This window comes from Dictyobacter sp. Z7_2 (assembly GCF_057551105.1).
This window is the reverse complement of sequence record NZ_BAAJPE010000002.1, coordinates 4966544-4989111: the sequence shown is the minus strand read 5'-3', so window position 1 is coordinate 4989111 and position 22568 is coordinate 4966544. Positions and strand designations below refer to the sequence as shown.

At 52.7% G+C, this 22568-nt stretch carries 17 protein-coding genes; 10 read left to right on the top strand and 7 right to left on the bottom strand.

From position 1 onward, the window contains the following. Positions 1-62 precede the first annotated feature (62 nt). Complete coding sequence (locus tag AC27N8_RS34280; protein WP_487074041.1) at positions 63-482, top strand: response regulator; 420 nt, start codon at positions 63-65, stop codon at positions 480-482. A 102-nt stretch (positions 483-584) separates the two neighbouring features. Here AC27N8_RS34280 and AC27N8_RS34275 read toward each other — a convergent pair whose 3' ends face one another. After that, complete coding sequence (locus AC27N8_RS34275) at positions 585-1385, bottom strand: PEP-CTERM sorting domain-containing protein (RefSeq protein ID WP_487074039.1); 801 nt, start codon at positions 1383-1385, stop codon at positions 585-587. A gap of 224 nt (positions 1386-1609) precedes the next feature. Next, entirely contained in the window at positions 1610-3295 is a 1686-nt protein-coding gene (locus tag AC27N8_RS34270; protein WP_487074037.1) for an IS1182 family transposase, read from the bottom strand. 396 nt (positions 3296-3691) lie between these two features. On the opposite strand from AC27N8_RS34270, the gene AC27N8_RS34265 reads away from it, so the two are divergent. From AC27N8_RS34265 to AC27N8_RS34255, 3 genes are all read left to right on the top strand, one after another. Then, the gene (locus AC27N8_RS34265) at positions 3692-5224 is read left to right on the top strand and encodes an ice-binding family protein (protein ID WP_487074035.1); all 1533 of its coding nucleotides are present in this window, start codon (positions 3692-3694) and stop codon (positions 5222-5224) included. 312 nt (positions 5225-5536) lie between these two features. Continuing rightward, on the top strand, positions 5537-6646 hold the full coding sequence (locus tag AC27N8_RS34260) for a sensor histidine kinase (RefSeq protein ID WP_487074033.1): 1110 nt from the start codon (positions 5537-5539) through the stop codon (positions 6644-6646). Beyond that, positions 6643-6999 (top strand): response regulator, encoded by a 357-nt coding sequence (locus AC27N8_RS34255; protein WP_487074031.1) that lies wholly within the window; start codon positions 6643-6645, stop codon positions 6997-6999. Before AC27N8_RS34260 ends, AC27N8_RS34255 begins: the two co-directional genes overlap by 4 nt. Here the strand turns inward: AC27N8_RS34255 and fabF are convergent. The 3 genes from fabF to AC27N8_RS34240 form a co-directional block, all read right to left on the bottom strand. Next, positions 6990-8228, bottom strand: coding sequence for a beta-ketoacyl-ACP synthase II (gene fabF, locus AC27N8_RS34250; protein WP_487074029.1), 1239 nt, complete (start codon positions 8226-8228; stop codon positions 6990-6992). The two genes, AC27N8_RS34255 and fabF, sit on opposite strands and share 10 nt — an antisense overlap. A 78-nt stretch (positions 8229-8306) precedes the next feature. Then, entirely contained in the window at positions 8307-8921 is a 615-nt protein-coding gene (locus tag AC27N8_RS34245; RefSeq protein WP_487074027.1) for a TetR/AcrR family transcriptional regulator, read from the bottom strand. Positions 8922-9106: 185 nt separating this feature from the next. Then, entirely contained in the window at positions 9107-9949 is an 843-nt protein-coding gene (locus tag AC27N8_RS34240; protein WP_487074025.1) for a hypothetical protein, read from the bottom strand. A 335-nt stretch (positions 9950-10284) separates the two neighbouring features. On the opposite strand from AC27N8_RS34240, the gene AC27N8_RS34235 reads away from it, so the two are divergent. The 5 genes from AC27N8_RS34235 (at position 10285) to AC27N8_RS34215 (ending at position 18124) form a co-directional block, all read left to right on the top strand. After that, entirely contained in the window at positions 10285-12027 is a 1743-nt protein-coding gene (locus AC27N8_RS34235) for a sensor histidine kinase (protein ID WP_487074023.1), read from the top strand. Next, positions 12028-12684, top strand: coding sequence for a response regulator (locus AC27N8_RS34230; protein ID WP_487074021.1), 657 nt, complete (start codon positions 12028-12030; stop codon positions 12682-12684). It begins immediately after the preceding gene. Between the two features lie 87 nt (positions 12685-12771). Beyond that, positions 12772-13842 carry a sialidase family protein gene (locus tag AC27N8_RS34225; RefSeq protein ID WP_487074019.1) on the top strand — a complete coding sequence of 357 codons (1071 nt, stop codon included), beginning with the start codon at positions 12772-12774 and terminating at the stop codon, positions 13840-13842. 38 nt (positions 13843-13880) lie between these two features. After that, positions 13881-16976: an ABC transporter permease gene (locus AC27N8_RS34220; RefSeq protein WP_487074017.1), complete on the top strand. Its 3096-nt coding sequence runs from the start codon at positions 13881-13883 to the stop codon at positions 16974-16976. A gap of 17 nt (positions 16977-16993) precedes the next feature. Beyond that, positions 16994-18124 carry an ABC transporter ATP-binding protein gene (locus tag AC27N8_RS34215; RefSeq protein WP_487074015.1) on the top strand — a complete coding sequence of 377 codons (1131 nt, stop codon included), beginning with the start codon at positions 16994-16996 and terminating at the stop codon, positions 18122-18124. A gap of 76 nt (positions 18125-18200) precedes the next feature. On the opposite strand, the gene AC27N8_RS34210 is transcribed toward AC27N8_RS34215, so the two are convergent. Further along, a complete protein-coding gene (locus AC27N8_RS34210; protein WP_487074013.1) occupies positions 18201-18470 on the bottom strand; it encodes a hypothetical protein in 270 nt (89 codons plus the stop codon). Between the two features lie 169 nt (positions 18471-18639). On the opposite strand from AC27N8_RS34210, the gene AC27N8_RS34205 reads away from it, so the two are divergent. Continuing rightward, positions 18640-19353: an ABC transporter ATP-binding protein gene (locus tag AC27N8_RS34205; protein ID WP_487074011.1), complete on the top strand. Its 714-nt coding sequence runs from the start codon at positions 18640-18642 to the stop codon at positions 19351-19353. 4 nt (positions 19354-19357) lie between these two features. Here AC27N8_RS34205 and AC27N8_RS34200 read toward each other — a convergent pair whose 3' ends face one another. Then, positions 19358-22555 (bottom strand): HEAT repeat domain-containing protein, encoded by a 3198-nt coding sequence (locus tag AC27N8_RS34200; protein ID WP_487074009.1) that lies wholly within the window; start codon positions 22553-22555, stop codon positions 19358-19360. Positions 22556-22568: the final 13 nt, after the last annotated feature.

Genomic DNA, 22568 nt, shown 5'->3' with positions numbered 1-22568 from the left:
TACTTTTTTCGGCTTTTCTCGTGTTCGATATAAGTGAATCAATACGAATACGAGGTGGTTGGGTGCAACAAACAATACTTCTTGTGGATGATAACAACTTTTATTGTTCTCTGGTAACTTTTTTCTTAACTGTTCACACACCGTATAAAGTACAGACTGTCAAGAGAGGCGATCAGGCGTTACAAATGGCTCACCAGAGTACTCCACTCTTGTTTCTGCTCGATTATCAACTCCCAGATATGACCGGACTTCAATTATATGATCAACTCCATCAAATACCAGGATGCGAGCATGTACCGGCACTGCTCATCACAGCAAACCTCCCTGATCCCACGCTTGAGGCCATGCTTGCCAGGCGCAATATGATAGGGATCAGCAAGCCGTTTACACGTGAGAGATTTCTCCAGGTGATGCGTTTACTTCTTCTCAAGCCTGAGCAGAAATCCGATCAATGTCGAACAGAGTCAAATAGTATGCGTTGAAACGATAGAGATATTCCACATAGCGCTGCCATCACAAAGCCCACGGCTATCGTTTTTATCGACGATAGCCGTGGGCTTTGTGGTCCGACCATAGACTGGTGATCAGGCGTGGAGAACCAATGAGAGGTTATCGGCGGAGCCATCATTATCAGAGCCATCCGTTTTGGTCATGGTCAGAGTTATCTTGAGGCCCATCGTGCCAGCAGGAATGGTGCCATTCGTGCTGACCAGGATCAAACTGGTAGCTCCTTTACGATTGGCCGCGAGCACCGGACCAATACTGGCACTACTCAACGCGGTCCCTGCCACTGAGAGAAATTGGAGCGTCAATTTGGCGTTGTCGTTCTGGCTGGAGTAGCCTCCAAGGTAGCCGGATAAGGTATATTTGATCTGGTTCGTTGAGATTAAAGGAGTGGCAGCTGAGACATCAACCATCTGAGAGATGCTCGTGGTTGTGTTATCGCCAGTGGTCTCAGGCCCTCCATAGAAATAGTTCTTGCCGCGGTCCGCTGGACCCGCACTGCTCGTTCCCACATAGGAATCGTCCGTGCTCTGATAGTTCATCACATTCAGATTGCCCTGACGCGTCCAGCCGGGAATAGTGACTAGCTTACTATCGTCGGGCGAACCTGGACCCACTTCAGCATTGCCATTGATAATCAGGTTTGGCCCAACCAGTTCTTTGCTCGATAAGGCCGTAGGCAGAACCGTCGCGACTGCCGGAGGTATGGTTGGCCGGACAGTCGGCTGAGGGGTTGGTTTCGGCGCGACTGTTGGCGTCGGCGTGGGATCACTCTGGGCGATGGGCAATAGCGAACAAGCAGAAAATGCACAGAGAAGCAGTAACATTCCACACAAACCAGGTAGCTTACGATACATTGATTGAGAAATTTTTTTAGGCATAGATGATTTTTATGAGCAGTTATAATCTTATACGGATACAGATATATAAGATAGTGTGCTCATGCTCCTTCCAAGGTCAGAGACCATCGTCGCAGAGAGAATATATTCCTATCCATGGCCCCTTGCTTGCTGTATGAACGGTCTCTTCAGCCTTTTTTCACACATGAGCTTATCAAAAAGCGGCGTAAACCCCCTGCATTTATGACTCTGTCGGGAAATTTTGTTTAGACATCAGAACATGATGCGAGAAACCTTTCTTGAAGACGAGCAAACGGACTCGCCGGATGCGGAGGACGCATAGGCTGATCCTGTGCTTGAGCCTCAAGATGAGCAATCATACGAAGCACATTTAAGCCAGCGGCAATTTGCAGATGGTGAAGATGCGTTTTGCTTTCTCCTCGATAGGGACTTCGGCGCATTCTGGTTCGACGCACTGCTTGTGAGATCGTTCCTTCGATTCCAGCCCTCAAAGCATATTCTTGCCGAAAAATCGTTGTACGCTGTTCTTGCCGTTGTTCCTCCAGGACGTGATACGCTTGCTGAGGGAGCATTTTGAGGAGCCTGCCAGTCGTCTTACTGGTCGTACAGAACGCTCGTACCACACAATCTTGACAGGTTTTCGCCGCGAAACGGACTTCGATTTTGTCCGTCCCATGTCGATCACACATCTCTATCCATCGTTGGCTCAGCTGCCCTTGAGGGCAACGGACACACTGGTTTTGCCAATCTACCTCAAAGGCTGAGAGTCCATAGCCTTGTCCTGCTTGTTCTTGCCAACTCGTCGAAACGCGCAAAGGCCCCACTATCCGTGTCCCTTGGTTCGCTTGCTCAACGAGTGTCGTTGCACTGGTGTAGCCCTGATCCACCAACAAATGAGTTGGAGAGAGACCTCGTGCTCGCAAATCCTGGAGGATGGGTTCCACTGTGACGCTATCTGGACAGGTAGCTGGGGTCGTCTGAACCTGCACAATCACATGTGGAATGTGAGGGTCTTGATCACATGTTTCCGTCACATGAACTTTGTACCCGAGCCAGACGTAGTTTCGCTTGCGAGCACTACGAGCCTGCTCATCATAGGGCGAGACGACTCGATTTTCATTGTGTACGGCTGGTCCATCACGCCATCGCACCTCTCCTTGATGCTGTTCGTAATGCTGCTCAAAGATCTGCTGGAGGAGCGTCACTGCGGGGAAGGCTTTGAGCTCGGTTGGAGTCTGAGGGTGATCAAGCAACTGCAAAAGATGGTGGACATCCTCACCAACGTGTTGGCGCAAGGCAATCTGCGCCTTCTCTTGTTTCGGGAAACGTGTGATCTCAAAACGGTGAACATACCGATCAAACCAATCAGGATGAAGATGCTCTTGAAGCCATTCTGGTGCTTGGGTCGCAAGCATATTGAGTGCCGCACGCATGCTTTCTCCAACACTTTCGAGACTGGTAAGCGCACGTACCCACGCCAATACTGCGGTCGAATCGGTCCGCTGTTTTCCGCCATCTTTCAACCAGCCTCGCTCACGGCATACCGCCAGGATCGGTTCGAGTACCAACGTTTCTGCATGAGCGTCAAGAAGCCGTTGACGGAAATCACTCAAAATTGAGAAATGAAACCCATCATCTTCTAGTGGCAAGCTCAACGCATATTTCCAATCAATCCTCGCACGAACGGCATCAGCCGCCTGACGATCTGGCAGCTGTTCGATCGTTTGGAGGATCGTCACCAGGGCCAACCTCCAGGGCTCTTCTGCTGGACGACCCCGTTTGGGAAAAAGGTGTGCAAAGGTCTCATCGGTATATATGCCTCCCAACGTATCACGTATGTGCATTGCAAGTACCCCTTTGGGAAAGGCTTGATGAGCCACACGACTGGTTTCTTCGGGAATTACCTCTAACTCCTTTGGTTTCATCGACATGATCCACCTCTTTTCTCGTCAAGCAATCAACTCACTGGTAAGGAGACAATGGTCTTTCCGTTACTGTATCACTTACGTTTCTTCTTGACGAGTCATCTAGACCTATTTCCCCGACGGAGTCATTTATGCATGGGGTACTTCACTGAAGTATCCTGCAAGGGATCGGAAAAGGCACAGCCCAGACATTGCTCCCCTCTATTCGTATACCTGACACGTTGTGTGGTAATACATCAGGCATCGAGAAGCGACTGCTTCGCCAGGGCTTGCAAAAAGCAAAGTAGACGGTCACGCCATCAACATGCATATATATCAATACACGCGATAGCATACCTATATTGACATACAACATTTACGCTCTCCCCGTACACTTGAAATAAGACAGGAGAACGTATACAGATGAAAAAAATTCTTACGTTAAAACAACACATTACGCGCACACACAGCCTGCGCTTGCTCTTATTTTGCGTTCTGATCCTCATAGCATTCACGCACTTCCATGTTCACGCAGCGTCTGATGCGACCCAACCCCCTCTGGGGACAGCCGCAAGTTTCGCCGTACTGGGTGGACAGTCGGTAACCAATACAGGTCCAACGGTCATAAATGGAAATCTGGGAGTAAGTCCAGGGACAGCGATCAGCGGATTCCCTCCTGGTCTTGTAAACGGAGCAATAAACAGGGCCAATGCGGTGGCATTGCAAGCTCAGAATGACATCACAACGGCCTATGTCAATGCCGCAAGGCAGCCCTGCCCGACAGATTTGACCGATCAGAATCTTGGAGGCAAGAACTTAAGTGAAGGTGTCTATTGTTTCTCATCCTTTGCACAATTAAACGGTCCACTCATCCTCAATGGCCAGGGAAATGCGGCGAGTGTCTTTATCTTCCAGATCAATAGCTCTCTCATCACAGGGAGTAATGCCAGCGTGCAACTCATCAACGGTGCCCAGGCCTGTAATGTTTTCTGGCAGGTAGGTAGCTCTGCCACGATAGGCACCAACACGAGCTTTGCCGGAAACATTCTGGCACTCACCTCGATTGGATTGCAGACCGGAGCCATATCCAATGGCAGCCTCTATGCCCGTAATGGCTCGGTCATATTAGATACAAACACAATTACGCAATCCCCGTGCGCGGGCGTGATACCCACACCCATACCCACACCCATACCCACGCCCATAGTGATTCCCACCATCCCTCCAACCCCTGGACCTGGCACTCCCATCATTCCAACCCCTGGACCTGGCACTCCCATCATTCCAACCCCTGGACCTGGCACTCCCATCATTCCAACTCCTGGACCTGGCACTCCTTTCCCTCCTTTCCCCCGACCAAAAAGGTTCTTTGGTCCTCTACCGATACTGTCAACATTGCCACCCGGCATGTCAATTACAAAGACGCATAGCACAAGCGCGAGTGACGATACTTTGATGGTGGGTCAGAAAATCATCTACACACTGACAGCGACAAACGCAGCCAATGCAGAACCGATCCAGGCACCAAATCTGATCGCCGTTTCAGATATCACTCCGAGCGGAGAAAAGAATCTGCACGCCTTTGGATCTGATTGGCAGATAACGATCAGTTCGACAACCAGTCCGGCGATCATCACAGCAAACTATGTCGGAGCATTTCCAATCAGCGCAGGGACGTCCTTACCACCAATCACGATTACCGCAGACCTGACCGCAGATGCCGTCCCCAGCATCACCGATACAGCCAGAGTCAGCATCTCCGGTATCTTGAACGGTACAGCAATCGACACCGTCTTCGTTGAAGAGCACCAGCATCATCATCAACAGCATAACCAGCATCAAAATAATAACAGTCACAATAACGATAATCATAGCCATCAGCATCAGAACAGCACACATCACACGACCATAGAGATCCCAGGCTTGCCCTTCACAGGAGGAAATCCAATCAAGTAGCGCCAGAGACTTGGCGCATAAAACATCGCTTGACTTCACCTTGCTGCTTGTCTATAGTAGTGAGGTGCAGAGTTTATCATCTACCGGGATACGTGGAGAGTGCAAAACGCTAAAAGTCCTAACGCTTAGACGAAAATGACCCATAGTAGACGCTCTCCCTCTTCCTGGATAAATGGGGATAAATATATCCTCTCCCGCAGCAGAGGAACTCAAACATAGACAATGACGGATGAATGAGAAGGGAGTACGTCACGCTTAAGACTACTGGCGCACAGAGAAAGTTGAACATCTATACAGGGAGAACTGCTTACAATGGCTGAGGATAATTCATCAAAAGAAGGACTACAAGCACAAGCAGTTAATATAGTTCTTGCCGCTCTAAAAGATTTTGTGTATACCTTCGATATATCAGGAAAGTTCACATATGCAAATGGTCCTTTGCTAGAATTATTGGGCATCTCGCTCGATGAGATTATTGGAAAAAGATTCTATGATCTACCTTATCCAAAAGAACTGGCGACACTCCTCCAGACGCAGATTGAGTTGGTAGTCGCAACAGGTACAACAGTGACCGATGAAACGCCCTATACCAATCCCACCGGCATAGACGGCTATTATGAATATATTTTTGCGCCCGTTTTTGATCAGGACAAGCAGGTCGTGCTTGTCGCAGGCTCGACGCGCGATATCACGCAGCGGAAGCAGCTTGAGCGTCAAAAAGATGAGTTTATGGGTATGGTAAGCCATGAATTAAAAACGCCCGTGACCAGCATCAAAGCGTTCACGCAAGTCTTACAACGCCGCTTCGCACGAGCTGGCGATGAACAGTCATCCGCGCTCCTGGGAAAGATGGATACCCAGATCAACAAGCTGACTGCACTGATCGAGGATCTGTTGGATATCACCAAACTAGAAGGGGGCAAGCTCCAATTCAACGAGAGCCACTTTTCCTTTGATGAAATGGTCGACGAAATCATCGAGGAGGTACAACGCACGACACTCAAGCATAGCATTGAAAAGGTCAACGCTACATCTGCAATGATCTTTGGAGATAAAGATCGCATCGGACAGGTACTTATCAATATACTCACCAATGCCATCAAATATTCTCCCCATGCAGATAAGATTATAGTGAAGACGTTTGTCGATGCGGAATATGTGACGCTGTGCGTGCAGGACTTTGGCATCGGTATCTCAGAGGAAAGACAGCAACACGTCTTTGAGCGCTTTTACCGGGTCAGTGGCAACGAAACCATCTCCGGGATTGGACTTGGATTATATATCTCAGCCGAAATCATGAAACGACAAAGAGGAAAGATCTGGGTCGAGAGTGAGCCCGAACAGGGATCTAGCTTCTACATTCGTCTGCCCATAACAACCAGCAAAAACCCTGGACAAGAAAAGATCGAGCAAGAAAGATGAAAAAAGTTCTGGTCGCCGATGACGATCAAGGCATTTTAGAGGCCATGCAACTGATGCTAGAAGATGCTGGTTATGAGGTGACAATTACCAACGATGGTCACGTCGTCCAGAATCTCACAGAAGATCTACCGGATCTTCTCCTCTTAGACATCTGGATGTCTGGCATGGATGGCACTCATATTTGTCAGCATCTGAAAAGCCAACATCATACCAAACACCTACCAATTATTCTCTGCTCCGCCAACCGCGATACTCAAAAGCTGGCAAAAAAATGTGGCGCCGATGATTTCCTTGCCAAGCCTTTTGAGATGACGGACTTACTCGATAAGGTAGAAAAGTATCTCTACGAATAATATCTTTTGAAGAGAAGGCATGTGTTGTGCCCACCAAAGCCCATAGAGTTGGAGGCGGCGACATCCACTGTGGCGCGACGTGCGCGATTGGGGACGTAGTCGAGGTCGCAGGCAGGATCAGGATGCTCAAGGTTGATGGTGGGAGGGATGATTCCATCCCGGATGCTCAGTACGCTAATGATGCCCTCAATAGCTCCTGCAGCTCCGAAAGTGTGTCCGAGCATGGATTTCGTGGAGCTGACAGCAAGCTTATAGGCATGGTCACCAAAGCTGGTCTTGATAGCTTGTGTCTCGGAGGAATCGTTGGGACGCGTCGAGGTTCCGTGAGCGTTGATGTAGTCGACCTGCTCGGGACGCAGTCCAGCTCGTTGCAGAGCGCGATTCATAGCGCGTACGAGTCCTGCACCACCTGGCGCTGGTTCGGTGATGTGATGCGCGTCGGCGGTCGATCCATACCCGACAAGCTCAGCCAGAATAGGAGCTCCACGCTGCACAGCGAAATCAAGATCCTCAAGAACCATGATACCTGCTCCTTCGCCCATCACAAAGCCATCGCGCTCCGCATCAAAGGGACGGCTTGCCGCTTGCGGATCTTCATTACGGCGCGAGAGCGCGTGCATGTTGGCAAATGCGGCCATGGCAAGTGGAGTCACAGCCTTTTCGCTCCCACCCGCAAGCATGGCCTGAGCATCGCCACGACGAATGATCTCATAGGCCTCGCCGAGCGCATTCCCACCGGTCGCACAGGCAGAGACCGGTGCCCAGACTGGTCCTTGAGCTCCCGTGAGCAGAGAGACAATGCCAGCGGCCGCATTAATCATCATCATGGGATAGAGGAACGGACTGACACGAGCCGGTCCTTTTTCATTCAGGATCGTAAACTGCTCATGCATCGTAGTCAGCCCACCAATCCCGCTCCCGATACAGATACCAACCTCTGGCGCATTCTGCGCGTTGATCTCAAGCTGTGCCTGCGCGAGCGCCTGACGTGAGGCCGCCACCGCCAGATGCGTAAATGGATCGTTTCTACGTATATCTTTTCGCTCCATAGCCACACTGGCATCAAAATCCCTGACCTCCCCGGCGAAACGTACGCGATAATCGCTCGCAGCAAAACCACTGATCGGCTCAATGCCAGATCTCCCTTCACAAAGTCCCTGCCAGGTCTGCTCAACCGTGTTGCCAAGAGACGTCACAAGTCCCATCCCCGTAATCACAACGCGCTTCATAATTTTCATCTTCCTTTATACATAGGGTACAGAGCATTTGTGTACTAGATAGTCCACAACAAAAGCAAAAAAATGTGCTTATGCGACACCTTCCCTCTGATATTGCATCAGAGAGAGAACTCCCACCCGCAGGCCACCAATCACAGCGGGATCATTATGTCCTTTGGCCAGGAGCATCACACCTTCGAAGTAAGCAAGCAAGGATTGTGCCGTAGTCTCTGTATCCAGAGTAGCGGGCACAAGTCCCTGTGCTCTGGCGGCAGACAGCATACGTTCAAAGTATCCCAGCCATCCCTGAAAAAACTGCTCCACACGCACGCGGATGAGCTCATCCTGAGTGCTCATCTCCAGAGTCAGATTGCCGGCGGGACATCCACACATATAGCCATCATCACGCTTGCGAGCCTGCTGGCCTTCCTGGACCAGATCAAAAAAACGCAAGATCTGCTCCTGCGGCGCTCGCTCGTCGCTAAAGGCAGGGATCAGTACGCTCTGCTCAAACCATTGCCATTGGCTGTCAATAGCGGCCAGCACAAGCTCTTGCTTCGAGGCAAAAAAATGATAAAAGCTACTCTTAGCGACTCCGGCAGCCGCGCATAATTCATCGACACTCACACCATCATAACTCTGAGCAAAAATCACACGCCGCGCCGCGCCGATCAAGCGCTCCCGGGCATCGCTCGGTCTTCCCATGCTTGTTACACTCCATACATTCCGTGGTTGTGGACTATATCGTCCAGAATACCACTAAATGACTTCGCTGTAAAGCGCATGGTTAGCGAGAAGGATGCAAGCACGTAGAGGGGCGCTAAAGTAGCAAGGTCAGAGAATGGAAAGCACGCAATAAAAGAGATTTTTCCCCGTAGTCACTCTGTCAATCATGTATGCACAGGCGGGCCAACAATCAATGTGTATATAGATGAATCATTTGTACTATTAATGTCACCAAGATCTGCTAAACTTACCGTTCCCAAGTAGGTAGAACCAGCATTGGCATCGATCGTACCAGTAATAGTCATTTTAGGTAGGACTGTTCCAGGAGAAATAGGATAATTCCCTGTGTAGGACGAGGTAATTAAGGCCGGGCTTACCGTCGAAGACGCATTCAGGGTCCAACTCGTCCCACCATCCACCGTAATATTGGAGAGGCCACGAGAAAAAAGTCCAGTGAGATCAATCGACGTGGCCTCTGTAATTGCACGTGATAATGCAGTTGTAGAGACTATAATAGTAAAAGTAACGGTATCCCCGACTTGATAGACTTTCTCTGGTGCCGTCATACGTACCCCTACATCAACACCTGCCAGCGCCGAGATCGGAGTGGCCATCGCTGTCGGCACTGGGAGAACTACTGATGTGGGTCTCGCTGTCGGTACCGGAGAAACTACTGATGTCGCTGTCGCTGTCGGTACTGGAAGAACTACTGATGTGGGTCTCGCTATCGCTGCTGGCTCAGGGGCACGCGATACATTCAGTGGGGGATGGCTATGAGCATTGATGCTTGAAATTATCAAGTGGGTCGCGAGGAACGATGACTCTGTATGCCCATCTATCTTCTTTTGAGACAGGACACGGTGTTCCTGTATAGGTAAAGGAATCGTCTGTACGTTCGCAGCCCCAATGAGCTGATTCCCAATCAAGAGCAGGCAGAGAGAAAATAATCGTCGGAACAGTCGATAAGATGTATGATTCTTTGTACAGTCATAGCATTGGCGCATCATTACTCTATTTCTTTCTCAAGATCGGCTCACGATACATAATATAGGAGAAAGTAGCCATCATCGATTTCTCATATCCCCTTTTCCTGGCGACAAAATAGCGCGAGCAATGCCAGCATACTATTTCTGAATTCATTATAGAGAAAGGTACCAAAAGTGACGCCCTGACTTCCCATCTATCGACAGATATGATACCCACAAGATATACCCTATCCGTTGGAGGAAGCTCACTCATAGAGCATCGGAAGAGAGAATCCCCCACCCAGGGGATGATGAATAGCGCGTACTTTGCTATACTGCGTTACACAGATAATATGCCAACAAGTCAAGAGAGAGATATGACTGCTATGCCGCGTGAAAAAATGTACCGTGTCCCGCTGCTCTTATTTTTACAATTCTTGATCAGCTTTCTGGTGGTCAGCGTTGTGGCAGGAGTAATGACCACCTATTATGGATTTTATGGGGTTATGATTAGCTGCGGATTAGGACTACTGCTGACGGCTAATCTGTTACAGAGCGTGCTGGCGCTGCAAGTGGTACTGGATCGCCTCGCACAAGGGCTCCCGGTTGAGTTGGTAGCGCTGTATCGCTATTGGCCGCTGCAAGCGCTTTTCCGCCTGGTAAGTGGGATGGAACAGCAGCGTGGTCATCAGGTTCAGATCGAGCAGCAAACAGTGGCATATAAGGATCAGTTGATGGAGCAGGTTATCGCGACGACAGCCCAGGAGGAGCGTAATCGTCTGGCTCGCGATCTCCATGATTCGATCAAGCAGCAGATCTTTAGTATCACGATGAGCGCGGCAGCGGCGAAGGCTCGCTGGGAGCGGGATCAGACGCGCGTGCGTGGGATTCTGGACGATATTGAGCGTACAGCACGTGAGGCCCAGGTGGAGATGCAGGCAATGTTGCAGCAGCTACGTCCCCATGCACTGGAGAATACGGGTCTGGTTGAGTCTCTCCGCATGCAGAGCCAGGCTCTGGAGTATCGTACCGGAGCGACGGTAACGGTCGAGATCGGGCATCTGCCACCGGAAGAGCAACTTTCCCCAGGCGCTCAGGAAGTGATATTTCGCATTGTTCAGGAGGGCTTCGCGAATATCGCTCGTCACGCACGAGCGTCTCAAGTCTGGCTGAGTCTGTACCAACAGGAAAAGTTTCTGCTGCTGGAGATTGGCGATGATGGGCAGGGCTTCGACCTCGAACATATGCCGGAACGCTCGGGTTCCGGCGGCATGGGGATGCATAATATCCGCGAGCGGATGCACGCCCTCCAGGGAACGGTTCAGCTCTGGAGCCAGATCGATAAGGGGACGACCTTGCAAATAGCGTTTCCGCTCCTGCCTCAAGCTGAGCCTGTCCTTGAGGCCGAACAGAGCGAGCCTGCACTGACATCAACGATGAAAAGAGCTCACATGATCCAGACGATTGGCCTGCACGTCATTGAAGTCGGCGCGGCATACATCTTACTCAGTGCTCCTAAAGAATTCTCGTTACTTCTGCTGGCACTCTGCCTGCTCGGCGCGGGTATCGCCTGGATCATCGCCCATCCGCTCCGCACACAGGTCGCTCTCAGTATGGGACGCAAGCATATCCAGCATCGCGCTCTGGTGCTGGAGAGTAATAAGCTTTTGCTCGGCCTCCTCCTGCTCAGTATATTTTATGTCGTCTTTTTCCATTACAATTTTCTCTTCAAATGGCCAGTCGCGCTGCTAGCGACCTGCTTTCTGCTGCTAGCGGGACGCTACTATTTTGAGCGCTTCCTCTATGCACAGGCGCTGAAGACGTCGGAACTGCGATCCTTCATGCATGAACAGCGACAGCAGTTGGGATTGGATTTTCTAGTCTGGTCGATTGTGTTGGGCAGTGAGACTTTCCTGGGATGGATAACGCTTCCTGATCTGCACACCATATCATTGCATTCACTATCAATACACATCCTCTATCTGAACCAATACATAAATCAAGCGCAGTGGGTACAAGATGCAGCCCTGGCGCTGGCACTACTCTGGTTGCTGGCAAATATACTCAAGGGTCTTGAGGTGCTTTATCAGCAGTTGATACTGGCCAGGAGAAAGATATAAATGCTAGATTCTATTCGTGTTGTCATGGTCGATGATCATAAGGTGGTGCGCTATGGCTTGCGGACCTATTTAGAATCGTTTCCAGATCTGGAGATTGTCGGCGAGGCGTCCAGTGGCGAGGAGGCGTTACGCAATATTGAGCTGTGGCTGCCCGATGTAGCGGTGATGGATCTTTTGATGCCGGGCGGGATCGATGGTATCGAGACGATCAGACGGATGCGCAAGCTGGTTCCTTTGAGCCAGATTGTGGCCTTGACCAGCTACACCGATGAGGCCCGGGTGATCGCAGTGCTACGAGCCGGTGCCATCGGCTATGTACGCAAAGATGCCGCTCCCGAGATTCTCCTGGAAGCCATCCGTAGTGCGGCCAAAGGACAATCTTTGCTTGATCCCCAGATCGCTCATGCCGTGCTCACAGAGTTATCAAGCGACACCAGATCGGCGTCAGTACTCTCAGAACGCGAGCAGGAGGTCTTGCAACATCTAGCTCTGAGCCGGACAAATCGACAGATCGCCGAGATCATGGTTGTCAGTCCAGAGACCATCAAATCGCACGTCGGCAATATTCTCACCAAGTTACAACTGGCTCATCGCACGCAAGCGGTCATCTACGCGCTAAAACAGGGGCTGATCTCTTTGGATGATATCGACCTATGAGATTCAGACAGGCCACTAAAGAGGTCAAGCCAGCGACCTCTAGCCCAGTGAGCACCGAAATCAGCCAGGAAGGAGCTTCTTTCAGCTATGAAACGCTATGCATCACGCTATCTGATTATACTTCTACTCGCGCTACTCTTGCTGCCCGTGCGCTCATATATGAATAGTTATAATACGTCCAAAAGCATCTCGCATACACTGACAGGGAACGATACCACGATCCAATCAGATAAGCCGGTGCTGTCGTCGCCTTTTACACCAGGTAACTCGCTCTATGGATTAGCGCTCCTGTCGGCGCAAGATATCTGGACGGTCGGAGGTGGCTTCAAGGTCGTGGACGATACCAACTCACCATTCCAGCATATCATGCCAACCCAGGGATTGATCCTGCATTATCAGGATGGTAGTTGGCTAGCCAGTACGTCGCTGGCAGAGCCACTCTTGAGTATCTCGATGAGCTCCGCTCAGGATGGATGGGCGGTTGGCTATGCAGGTCAACTCGCCCACTACCAGGGCAATGCCTGGAAGACATCTCAAGCGCCGACCAAAGCGATCTTGAGTAGTGTCGCCATGCTCTCTACTCAGGAGGGTTGGGCTGTCGGTTTTGATGGCACAATTATGCACTACCAGGATCAGCGATGGAGCATCGTGCCAGGCCCGACGCATGAGGATCTGCTCAGCATCAAAATGGTATCAGCGCAGGAGGGCTGGATCGTGGGCAGTAGCGGCACGATTCTGCATTATAGTCAGAGGCAGTGGCGCGCCTATCAAAGCCCAACGATGCAGACGCTCAACAGCGTCTCAATGCTCTCAGCGCAGGAAGGCTGGGCCGTGGGAGATCAAGGAACCATTATCCACTATCAAGATGGCATCTGGTCCCCAGTGCAATGGTTCTCTGCCTATGGCATAGCCCCGCAGGACAAAACGCTGTTGGATGTGTCGATGTCATCTAAGCAGTCTGGTTGGATCGTAGGGATTCAGTCAGTCGTCAGATATAGTCAGGAGGTCTGGCAGGAGACGCCCCTGCAGGATAGTAACCCCACACTCTATGCTATTGGGATGCTCTCTGCCAATGATGGTTGGGCCACTGGCAACAACGACAGCATTTATCATTATCAAACAGGCTCATGGCAAGCTGTTTATACCTATTATTCATAAATAAGCACAATGCTAGCAACAAAAAGGAGATCTATTCCATGGGAACGTATAGGCTGACACGACAAAGCAACCTTGTCTTGCTGTCACCGGTTATGATGCTCGCTCGTAAGCTGTTACGGCAGACATGGGCGCTGCTGCTGGTAACGTTATGTGGCATGATTGTTTGTGTGGGACTTGTGTGCGCAGTCCCTCTTTTCGCGCAGGTGACAATTAAGACGGGGCTCCAGCAGGTGCTCGCGCAACAACTTGATGGCCATGAGGTGGTCTATTCTATCGCGAGTAATCACCCGACGACGGGGATGATTCAGCATATGGGACAGCTTTCCCATTCGATTTTCCAGAAAGATCTGTCACCTTATACAGCTGGAGCAGATCAATTTTCGTTTAAGACCCCACAGCTGCATCCCCTGGATAAAAAAACGGGGAAGGCACTCCCTTCACAATATGTGAGTGTGCTCGGCTACGCTCCCTCTAATATAGCGCAGAAGGTGACGCTTCTCCAGGGACGCTTTCCTCAGGCTTCTCCCACCTCCAATGAGGTTGAGATTGCGCTCACTCAGATGGTCGCAGCGAAGTTTGGCTGGCAGCTGGGCGATCTACAAAGCGTTCGTTATCCGATCGCCTCTGGCTCGACGACCTGGCAGCTCCACATCGTCGGCATCGTTGCCTTGCGACCAAGAGCGGGCAATGTCTGGCACTTCAGCGGGATCTCACCCGAGAACATCAATGGCTTCGATACGGATACCAGTACAGCAGAGGTGCTAGCCTCTCTACCAGCACTCCTGCCGGCAGCGGAAAAGATCCAGGTGAGCCAATCAACCACCTCACAGGTAGAACCGATACAGGGCACTTCACTGCAGCAGGCGGCGGCACCAATGGCCAGAAAGACACTTGTGCATACAACCACAGATGCAGTCATAATGCGTCCATTACGCTTTGCCGGCAGCCACACAACGACAAACGCGGGAACGCCATCCTCTGGCGGTACAGGCTCGGAGACGGATCCAGATCCCAGTTTCATGCTCTACTGGAGTTATCCTATCAACCTGGCAGCTATTGACGGAAATAACCTGAACGGCATCCTGCAAGCCTATCAGAACGTCACGAACGACATCAACGCGACAATCAAAGATCAGAGAATCGTCTATCAGGAGATACGCTCCCCGCACATGTCTCAATTGTACAATTATAACCGTGAAATCAGCTTCGCCTTGATTGCCATCGTGTTGCTCTTAATCTCGATCCTCGGCCTGGCGTTATTCATGGTGAGCCTGTTGGCGAATATCCTGATCGAGAACCAGCTTCTAACGATTGTGACGCTACGCAGTCGTGGAGCCAGCCAGCGCCATATCCTGGGGGCCTTCACTTTCCAGGGCCTGCTGCTCGGCGTGATCGCACTGCTGGCAGGTCCACTCTGTGCCATACTACTGGTCGGCGTGATCGGACATTTCTTGATGCCTTCTACTGCTCAATCGGCTTTCTCGGCGATGATGAGCAATCTTCCACAGACGCTCAACCAGATCTGGCTCATCGCACTCCTCACGATTGTGGTCACACTCATCATCATGACCAACTCGCTGCGACGCGCCTCGATGATCGACATTGTGACGCAGCGACAAAACGCATCACGAGCCAATCGAGTCCCGCTCTGGAAGCGCGTCTATCTGGATTTCTTCCTGGTGCTGATCATTGTCGGTGGTATCGCGTACAACCAATTCCTCTTCCACGCAGGCCTTGGTAGAGGAGCACCGCTGGCACCGCTGGCCTTTCTGGGAGTCCCGCTCACGCTGTTGGCGGTAACGCTTCTCTTTTTGCGCTTCTTTCCGCTCATGACACACCTGGGAACCAGACTGATCACGAAAACGAAGGCGGCACCGGGCGTACTGGCCTTCGCACAGATGGAGCGTCAACCACATGCCACCTTGCGCATGATCCTGCTCCTCTCGCTGGCACTGGGATCTTCGATCTACCTGAGCTCATTTATCGCAACACAGCATAATCGTATCCAGGATGTAGCTGCCTATCAGGTCGGAGCAGATTTTAGTGGGCAGATTACTCCCAGCAATCAACAACAGAGCCTGCAGGCACTCCAGGCGCACTACGCCGCGCTACCGGGAGTCAAATCTGCCACGGCAGGCTATCATGCCATCATCGCGGGGAACGCCACCATCTCAACCATGATTATCAACGCAATCAACGCAGACACGTATGCCCGAACAGCACTATGGTCAAAGGAGTACTCAACCCAATCCCTCAACGATCTGACCAGACAACTGATCGCTAACCGCAGCGCAGCGAGTGCCAACAACAAGGTCAATGTAATCGCCGATGCTCAAACCTGGGGGGAGCTGAACCTCTCACCGGGAGCAGACTTTACGATTAACACCGATGATCCACATTTCGCGAACATCCACTTTATCGCCATGGCAGAAACAAAGTATCTACCCGGCCTGCAAGCCTCGGCAGTCAATGGCACCTCCGGCACCATATTGATCGATTATCAAAACTATGCTGATGTCTATACGAAGATCAACAAAGGAGCACGGCTACAACCAAATTATCTCTGGCTCAGCACACGCAATGACGCTCAGTCTCTCCATCAGGTACGGCAGTCCCTCCCTATGCTCCAGGATAGACGTGCGGCGATCGAGCAGGCGATGGTGGAGCCCTTGCAGACCGCGATCACGGGCACACTCGTGATTGGCCTGATGATTACATTCTTCCTGGTTCTGATCGGCGTGGTGCTGACAGCCTGGCTGAGCGTCAAGCAGAGACGTATGAGCTTCTCTATCTTGCGCGCACTGGGTATGACGCCAGGACAGATCTCGCGCATCCTGCTCTGGGAACAAAGTGTCACCTACGTGTCCGCGCTCGCCATCGGATTGTTCATCGGCTGGCTCAGCACGTTCTTTGTGGTTCCAGCATTTTCCCTGATCGATACACTTTTAAATGTCGTCAGTGTAGTCTTTGACAATATCGGCCTTCCGCTGGAGCGGAGTGCTCAGATTCCCAATCTCTGGCTTGGCCTGATGTTTGCGACCTTTCTCATCATCTGTGGCGCGACACTGCTCCTCGTCTCCTACTATGGAACGCGACCAGCACTGAGCCAATCGTTACGCCTCAACGAGGATTAATCTTTCTGGAGAAGACAATGCAAGAACAGCTAGTCATTTGTGACAATCTCATCAAAATTTACAAGACAGGCAATTTAGAGACCGTCGCATTACAGGGGCTCGACCTCGATATCACGAAGGGCGAGATGAGCGCGATCGTAGGAGCATCCGGCTCAGGCAAATCGACCTTGCTCAACATCCTGGGAGGATTGGATACTCCCAGCGCGGGACGCATCACGGTCGCCGGACACAATCTGACGCGTCTGAATGAGGAGGAACGCGCTCGCTATCGCAACCAGATCGTCGGATATGTCTGGCAGCAGAGCGGACGCAATCTGCTGCCCTATCTGACCATTGAAGATAATCTGATCGTCCCGCAAATGCTCAACGGCACCAGCGCGGCCCAGAGCAAGCGTCGAGCACACGAGCTACTGGAGCTGATTGGGCTACCGACTTATGCCAAACGCAGGCCCGCACACCTTTCAGGAGGTCAACAGCAACGCGTCGCCATCGCCATTGCGCTCTCCAATCAGCCGGCCCTGCTGCTGGCCGACGAGCCGACCGGCGAATTGGATTCAATCACGACACAGGAGATCATCGCATTTTTCCGCTCCTTAAATAAGGAGCTCGGCATCACGATCCTGATCGTCACGCACGATATCGCCGTCGCAGCGCAGGTCGACCGCACCCTCGCCATTCGCGATGGGCGCACCAGCACAGAGACGGTACGCATTTCAGAAGCAAATATGACATCCCAGGGAACACCGATAGATGAAATAGCGCAGCGACGCGGTAGCGCCGTCATCGGGCTCCCTACGGAGACCCATCAGGAGGCAATTTTTATCGATCGCAGCGGCCTGCTGCAACTCCCAGGAGAAGCACTCGAACGCGTCTCGCTACGCGGTAGGACCGAGGTGCATCTCCAGCCCGATCATCTTGAGCTCTGGCCCGCCGGTATGCACGATTATCTCTATCAGCAGGACCATGGCAGCGCCGTCATCGGACTCCCGGCGCACTCGCACCGCGAAGTGATTATGGTCGATCGCGCTGGACGCCTCCAGCTCCCGCAGAAAGCCCTCGATCTTCTCCCATTTCATGGTCGCGCCTATCTGCAAGTAGCACGCTCGCATATCCAGCTCTGGCCGCTGCCGCAGGCCGCTCCCAAGTAGCAGATGTAGCACTCTATCAAAGGCCATCGCAACGTGCCCGGCGTCCAGGTCAGCCCACGTACTACTCTGCCAACGGTCATCGCGCTGCTGCGGTCTCGGTGATGTGCGTCCAAAACAGCTCAGGAAGGAAATGGGGTGAAACGCTCACCGACGTAGCGGCGCGGCTCCGCCGTGCTGTCTGTGACTCGTCCGACCACGCTCCCCATGGGGTTCCATTGCGTGATCTTCCCGCCATGGAGCGTCTCGTCGGCGTTGCTTCCATCGGCACGTGAGACCGTGTCGTACGTCTAGTGACAGCACGGCGGAGCCGCGCCGCTACGTCGGTGAGCCTTGACGCCTCGTGCAAGGAGTTATCCTGGTCGCTTCGACGACGTTGCGATGACCGTTGACAGAGTACTACGTTGGCGAGCATTTGCGCCAGGCACGTCGCGATCAAGCGAATTGCAACGAGAGCTATTGGCTCACTGAAATGTATTCGATTAATATCAGCAAATATGAGAGGATTTACAAGAATTATGATTTATCCCGATCAGACAATAGATGCGACCACGCAGCAGACTGCGGCGGTCGTCGAGGCCCACAATGTCAGTCGCAGCTTCCCAAATGGTGACATGACGATCCAGGTGCTCAAAAACATCAATCTCAGTATCCAGGCGGGCGAGTTCGTCGCCTTGCAGGGACGATCAGGCTCGGGCAAGAGCACGCTACTCAATATCCTGGCGGGCCTGGATGATCCAAGCCAGGGTGACGTCAGCATCCTGGGACAACCATTGCGCCCCCTTAACGAGAACAAGCGGGCCGTGCTGCGCCGCGAAAAAGTCGGCTTGCTCTTCCAGAACTCTCATCTGGTTCCCACGCTGACCGCCCTTGAGAACGTCGAGATCACTCTCCGACTCTTGCTCATGCCCGCCAGGCAGAGGATCACGCTCGCTCGCGAAGCCCTCACCCGCGTCGGACTCCAGGATAAGCTGGATCACCGCAGCATGGAGCTCTCCGGCGGCGAGCAGCAACGCGTCGCGCTGGCTCGCGCCCTGGTCCATCGTCCCCGCCTGCTCATCGCCGATGAGCCGACCGGCAACCTGGATTCGATGACCGCTCGCACTATCATATCGCTCCTGGAAGATATCGTGACTCAGACAGGCGTCGGGCTACTCGTTGCCTCGCACGATCCCAATCTCTCACAGGCCGCGCACCGCATTTTGCATATCAGTGATGGCTCCATTACATAAACGATCAGGATGGAAAGGTAAATTGTGCAGCCTCAGCGACCAGAGGCGCGGGATCGTTGCGATAACTGTCCAGGAGCGCGAGACATTCATCGGTCCAGCCGGCCGCCTGGCTGGATTGCGCGATCAGGGCAGCCAAGGCGAGTCGACGTAATCCTTCGTTCGGACTCTGTCTGAAAGCCATCTCTAGCGCCTGCGGCTGAGCATCTGGATACATGGATGCTTGCTGGATGGCGTTTTGAGCTTTGACGAGGGCGTTGGCGTGCAGGCGATCGGATAGTTTGGTCAGTTCGGGGACAATTTCTTCCCAGGGAAGTCCACGAATGATCAGGTCGATGCGCAGCATCATGGTGAGAGGGTCCACAGTAAGTGCCTCCAGGATAGCACGCGTAGTGGGTGACAGGCGTTTTCGCTGTGTCGTCAGGTTGGCGATAAAGGTACCGATGGCGACATGAAGCGCTCGACGATTACTCAGGAGTCCTCGGATGGCGTTGCCAGCAAGGTTAGCATCGTTGCCTGTATAGATGGCAAAGACGGCTTGAGCAGCCAGTGAGCATTCATCAGCTATCTGAGAATTCATCAAAGCCAGCAAGCGCGTAAACAGGATCTGATCGGTATCCATCAATGGATGCTGGCGACGCCATTGCAGGACAGCCTGACGCACTTCTGGCTCTGGATGACTCAATAAGATAGCGTTGACCGTTACGAGTTGTCTCTGGGCACGTTGCGAGAGTCCATCTTCAGGAATCTGGACGACGCCTGGCGTCAGGGCAACATCAGCTGACTGCGCAGCACGGATAAACACCTCCCAGGTCTCCATGTGCTCCAGATAGGGCCAGAGCGCTCGCAGTAAGGCGACCCGTACGTCACGATGAAGTTCCTGCGCATCCATGGCGAGCAGTTCACGATAAGCAGCCTCCGATGAAAGGTCCCCGATCAAGCGCACCACCTCTTTGGCGACGGTGATCCGCGTCAACGGGACGGCTCGCAACAATTTGAGCGCCTCCTCCTGGGGCATCGAGAGCAATGCCAGGCGTAGCGCATAGATCGCCACGCGAGCACGCTCATCGTTGAGAGCGTCGAGGAGGGTCGGAATGCCTTGACCGGCATCCAGGCAACCGAGCGATCGCAGAGCAGCATCGCGGACCGGCTGGCGCTCGTCGCTGGCCAGCCGGATCAGTGGAGCTGGATCAAGCCATGGCATGAGCGAGAGTCGCTGGATGGTGGAGATCAAAGATTGGGTAGCACGATTTTGATCTTTATCATCGACAATCTCCAGCAAAGTACGTGCAAAGGTCTCCTGCTGCCCCGGTGTCCAGCGCTGAAAACCATTGGAGACAGAGAGCACGAGGCGCGTTTTCCCGGTACTGAAACGACCTTTATAAGCATGCTGGCCAAGAAATGGTCCAAGCAGATCCTGCCGATGGCGGTGCAGATAGGTAGAGACGGTGGATAGAGCAATGGCGCTTTTGTCGCGGATCAAGAGCATGGGGATAAGCACCACGCCACGCTCACGACGATGTTCCATCAGCAGACTAAGGATGGCATCGGCGACGTGTGCATTGAGCGTCTCTTTGAGCACGACTTCCAGCTGCTCGGCAAGTTGATCAAAGACACGTAAGCGCCTCCCCATAGCTCTGGCCAGAGCCACCAGGAGTCCCTCGCTCTCGCGGCGCTGCCATGCCTCCAGGAGAGGTGTCAACAGAGGAGCAATACGCTGAATATCGGCGTCCAGCAGATAGCAATCAAGCTGATAGAAGCCGATCTGACCACGTTGGCGATAGATGTTGACCAGCTGATCCGCCGACCACCCCGCATGGAAAGGGAAAAGATAGACGATCAGGCGCTCGATCGCATAGACAGTGGCAAATGAGAGATCAGTCGCGTTAAGCGCATCCTTAATAAGCTGGGATAAGTTGTCCAGATGCTCAACACGCCAGATACCATGGGGAAGATCGGCCAGGGCAGTAAATATCTCTCGTCGCACAGGGTCCTGCTCGTTGCGGCGACGCAGCAGCAATTGGAGGATATCGGCAAGACGCCCGCGCTGATAGCGGGTCGCTGCGATCAATGTCTTGAGAGCGGTCGCACGCAGATCAGCGTCGGGCGAGCGCAGAGCCGTCGCAAGCACCGCGGATGCCTCCTCCCAGGGCAAGAAGGCGGCGTAACGCAGACGCTCATGCGGACGCACCTGGAGCGCCGGTAATGCAAGATTTCGAAGCCCCTCCTGCATACGCAGGTCCGCTGATAACTGCTCAACGATGCTATACGCTAAAATTCCTTCAGAATTCCGCCAGCCTCGTGCACAGGCCAGATAGATTGTCCCGCGCTGTTGCGGATCAAGCTTATGGAAACAATTCAAATCGATGTTGTTCGGATAGCGCGTGAAGAGGGTCAGGAGGCACTCTGTATCCAGGGAACGGGTCACCTTATCAAAACGCAAATGACTCTGCTCACCGCTCTGGAAAAGCAGATCAGCCATCTCCTGCGGACGCCTGAGCACCAGCGGCTGAGCATGCAGCCGCTCCAATGGAACGACCGTGATCAGCGCCCTCAGCAGATCAAGAGTCAGATCCGCAGCCTCCAGAGCGAGATGCGGCAGGATGCTGTTGACCTGGATGATTAAGTGCGGATCGAGGATCGTCGTGGCCAGCGCACGAGCTTTTAGTTGCGTCGCCACAAGATCAGGGTAACGTCGTCCGATACGCTGCAAAGAGACCAGATCCAAGCGCTCGCTCACCTGCTCAAGATAGCGAGCATTCACTGCACGCGATCCGAACGATAACAGCTGCACCAGATGCTCATCTCCGCGAGCCGCCAACCCATCGAGATACGCATCAATCGGCACATAACGACGGCGACGATATAGCCAATGCAACAACTCTTTACGCATCCGCACCGGCAGTCGATCAAGCACAGCCAGCAGCTCGGTGTCATCACAGACCAGCCCCGCCAGATTAAGCGCCAGCGCGATCACCGCACGCGACGGATCAAACAATGCTCGCACGATGTGCGCAGCATCTCGACTCCCATAACAGGACTGAAGCGCAAGCAAGCGCTGATAAGTATCTCCTTGCGCGAGCTTCGCCAGCGTCTCGGCCACGCTCGTATCGCTGGCAGATAGCTGTCCCAGTTCAACCATACGCCGCATGCGCCCTCTATAGGTTAATTGCTCGCATTCAAGCAAGAGCTGTTCGAGCTTCATATCGCATCTCTCA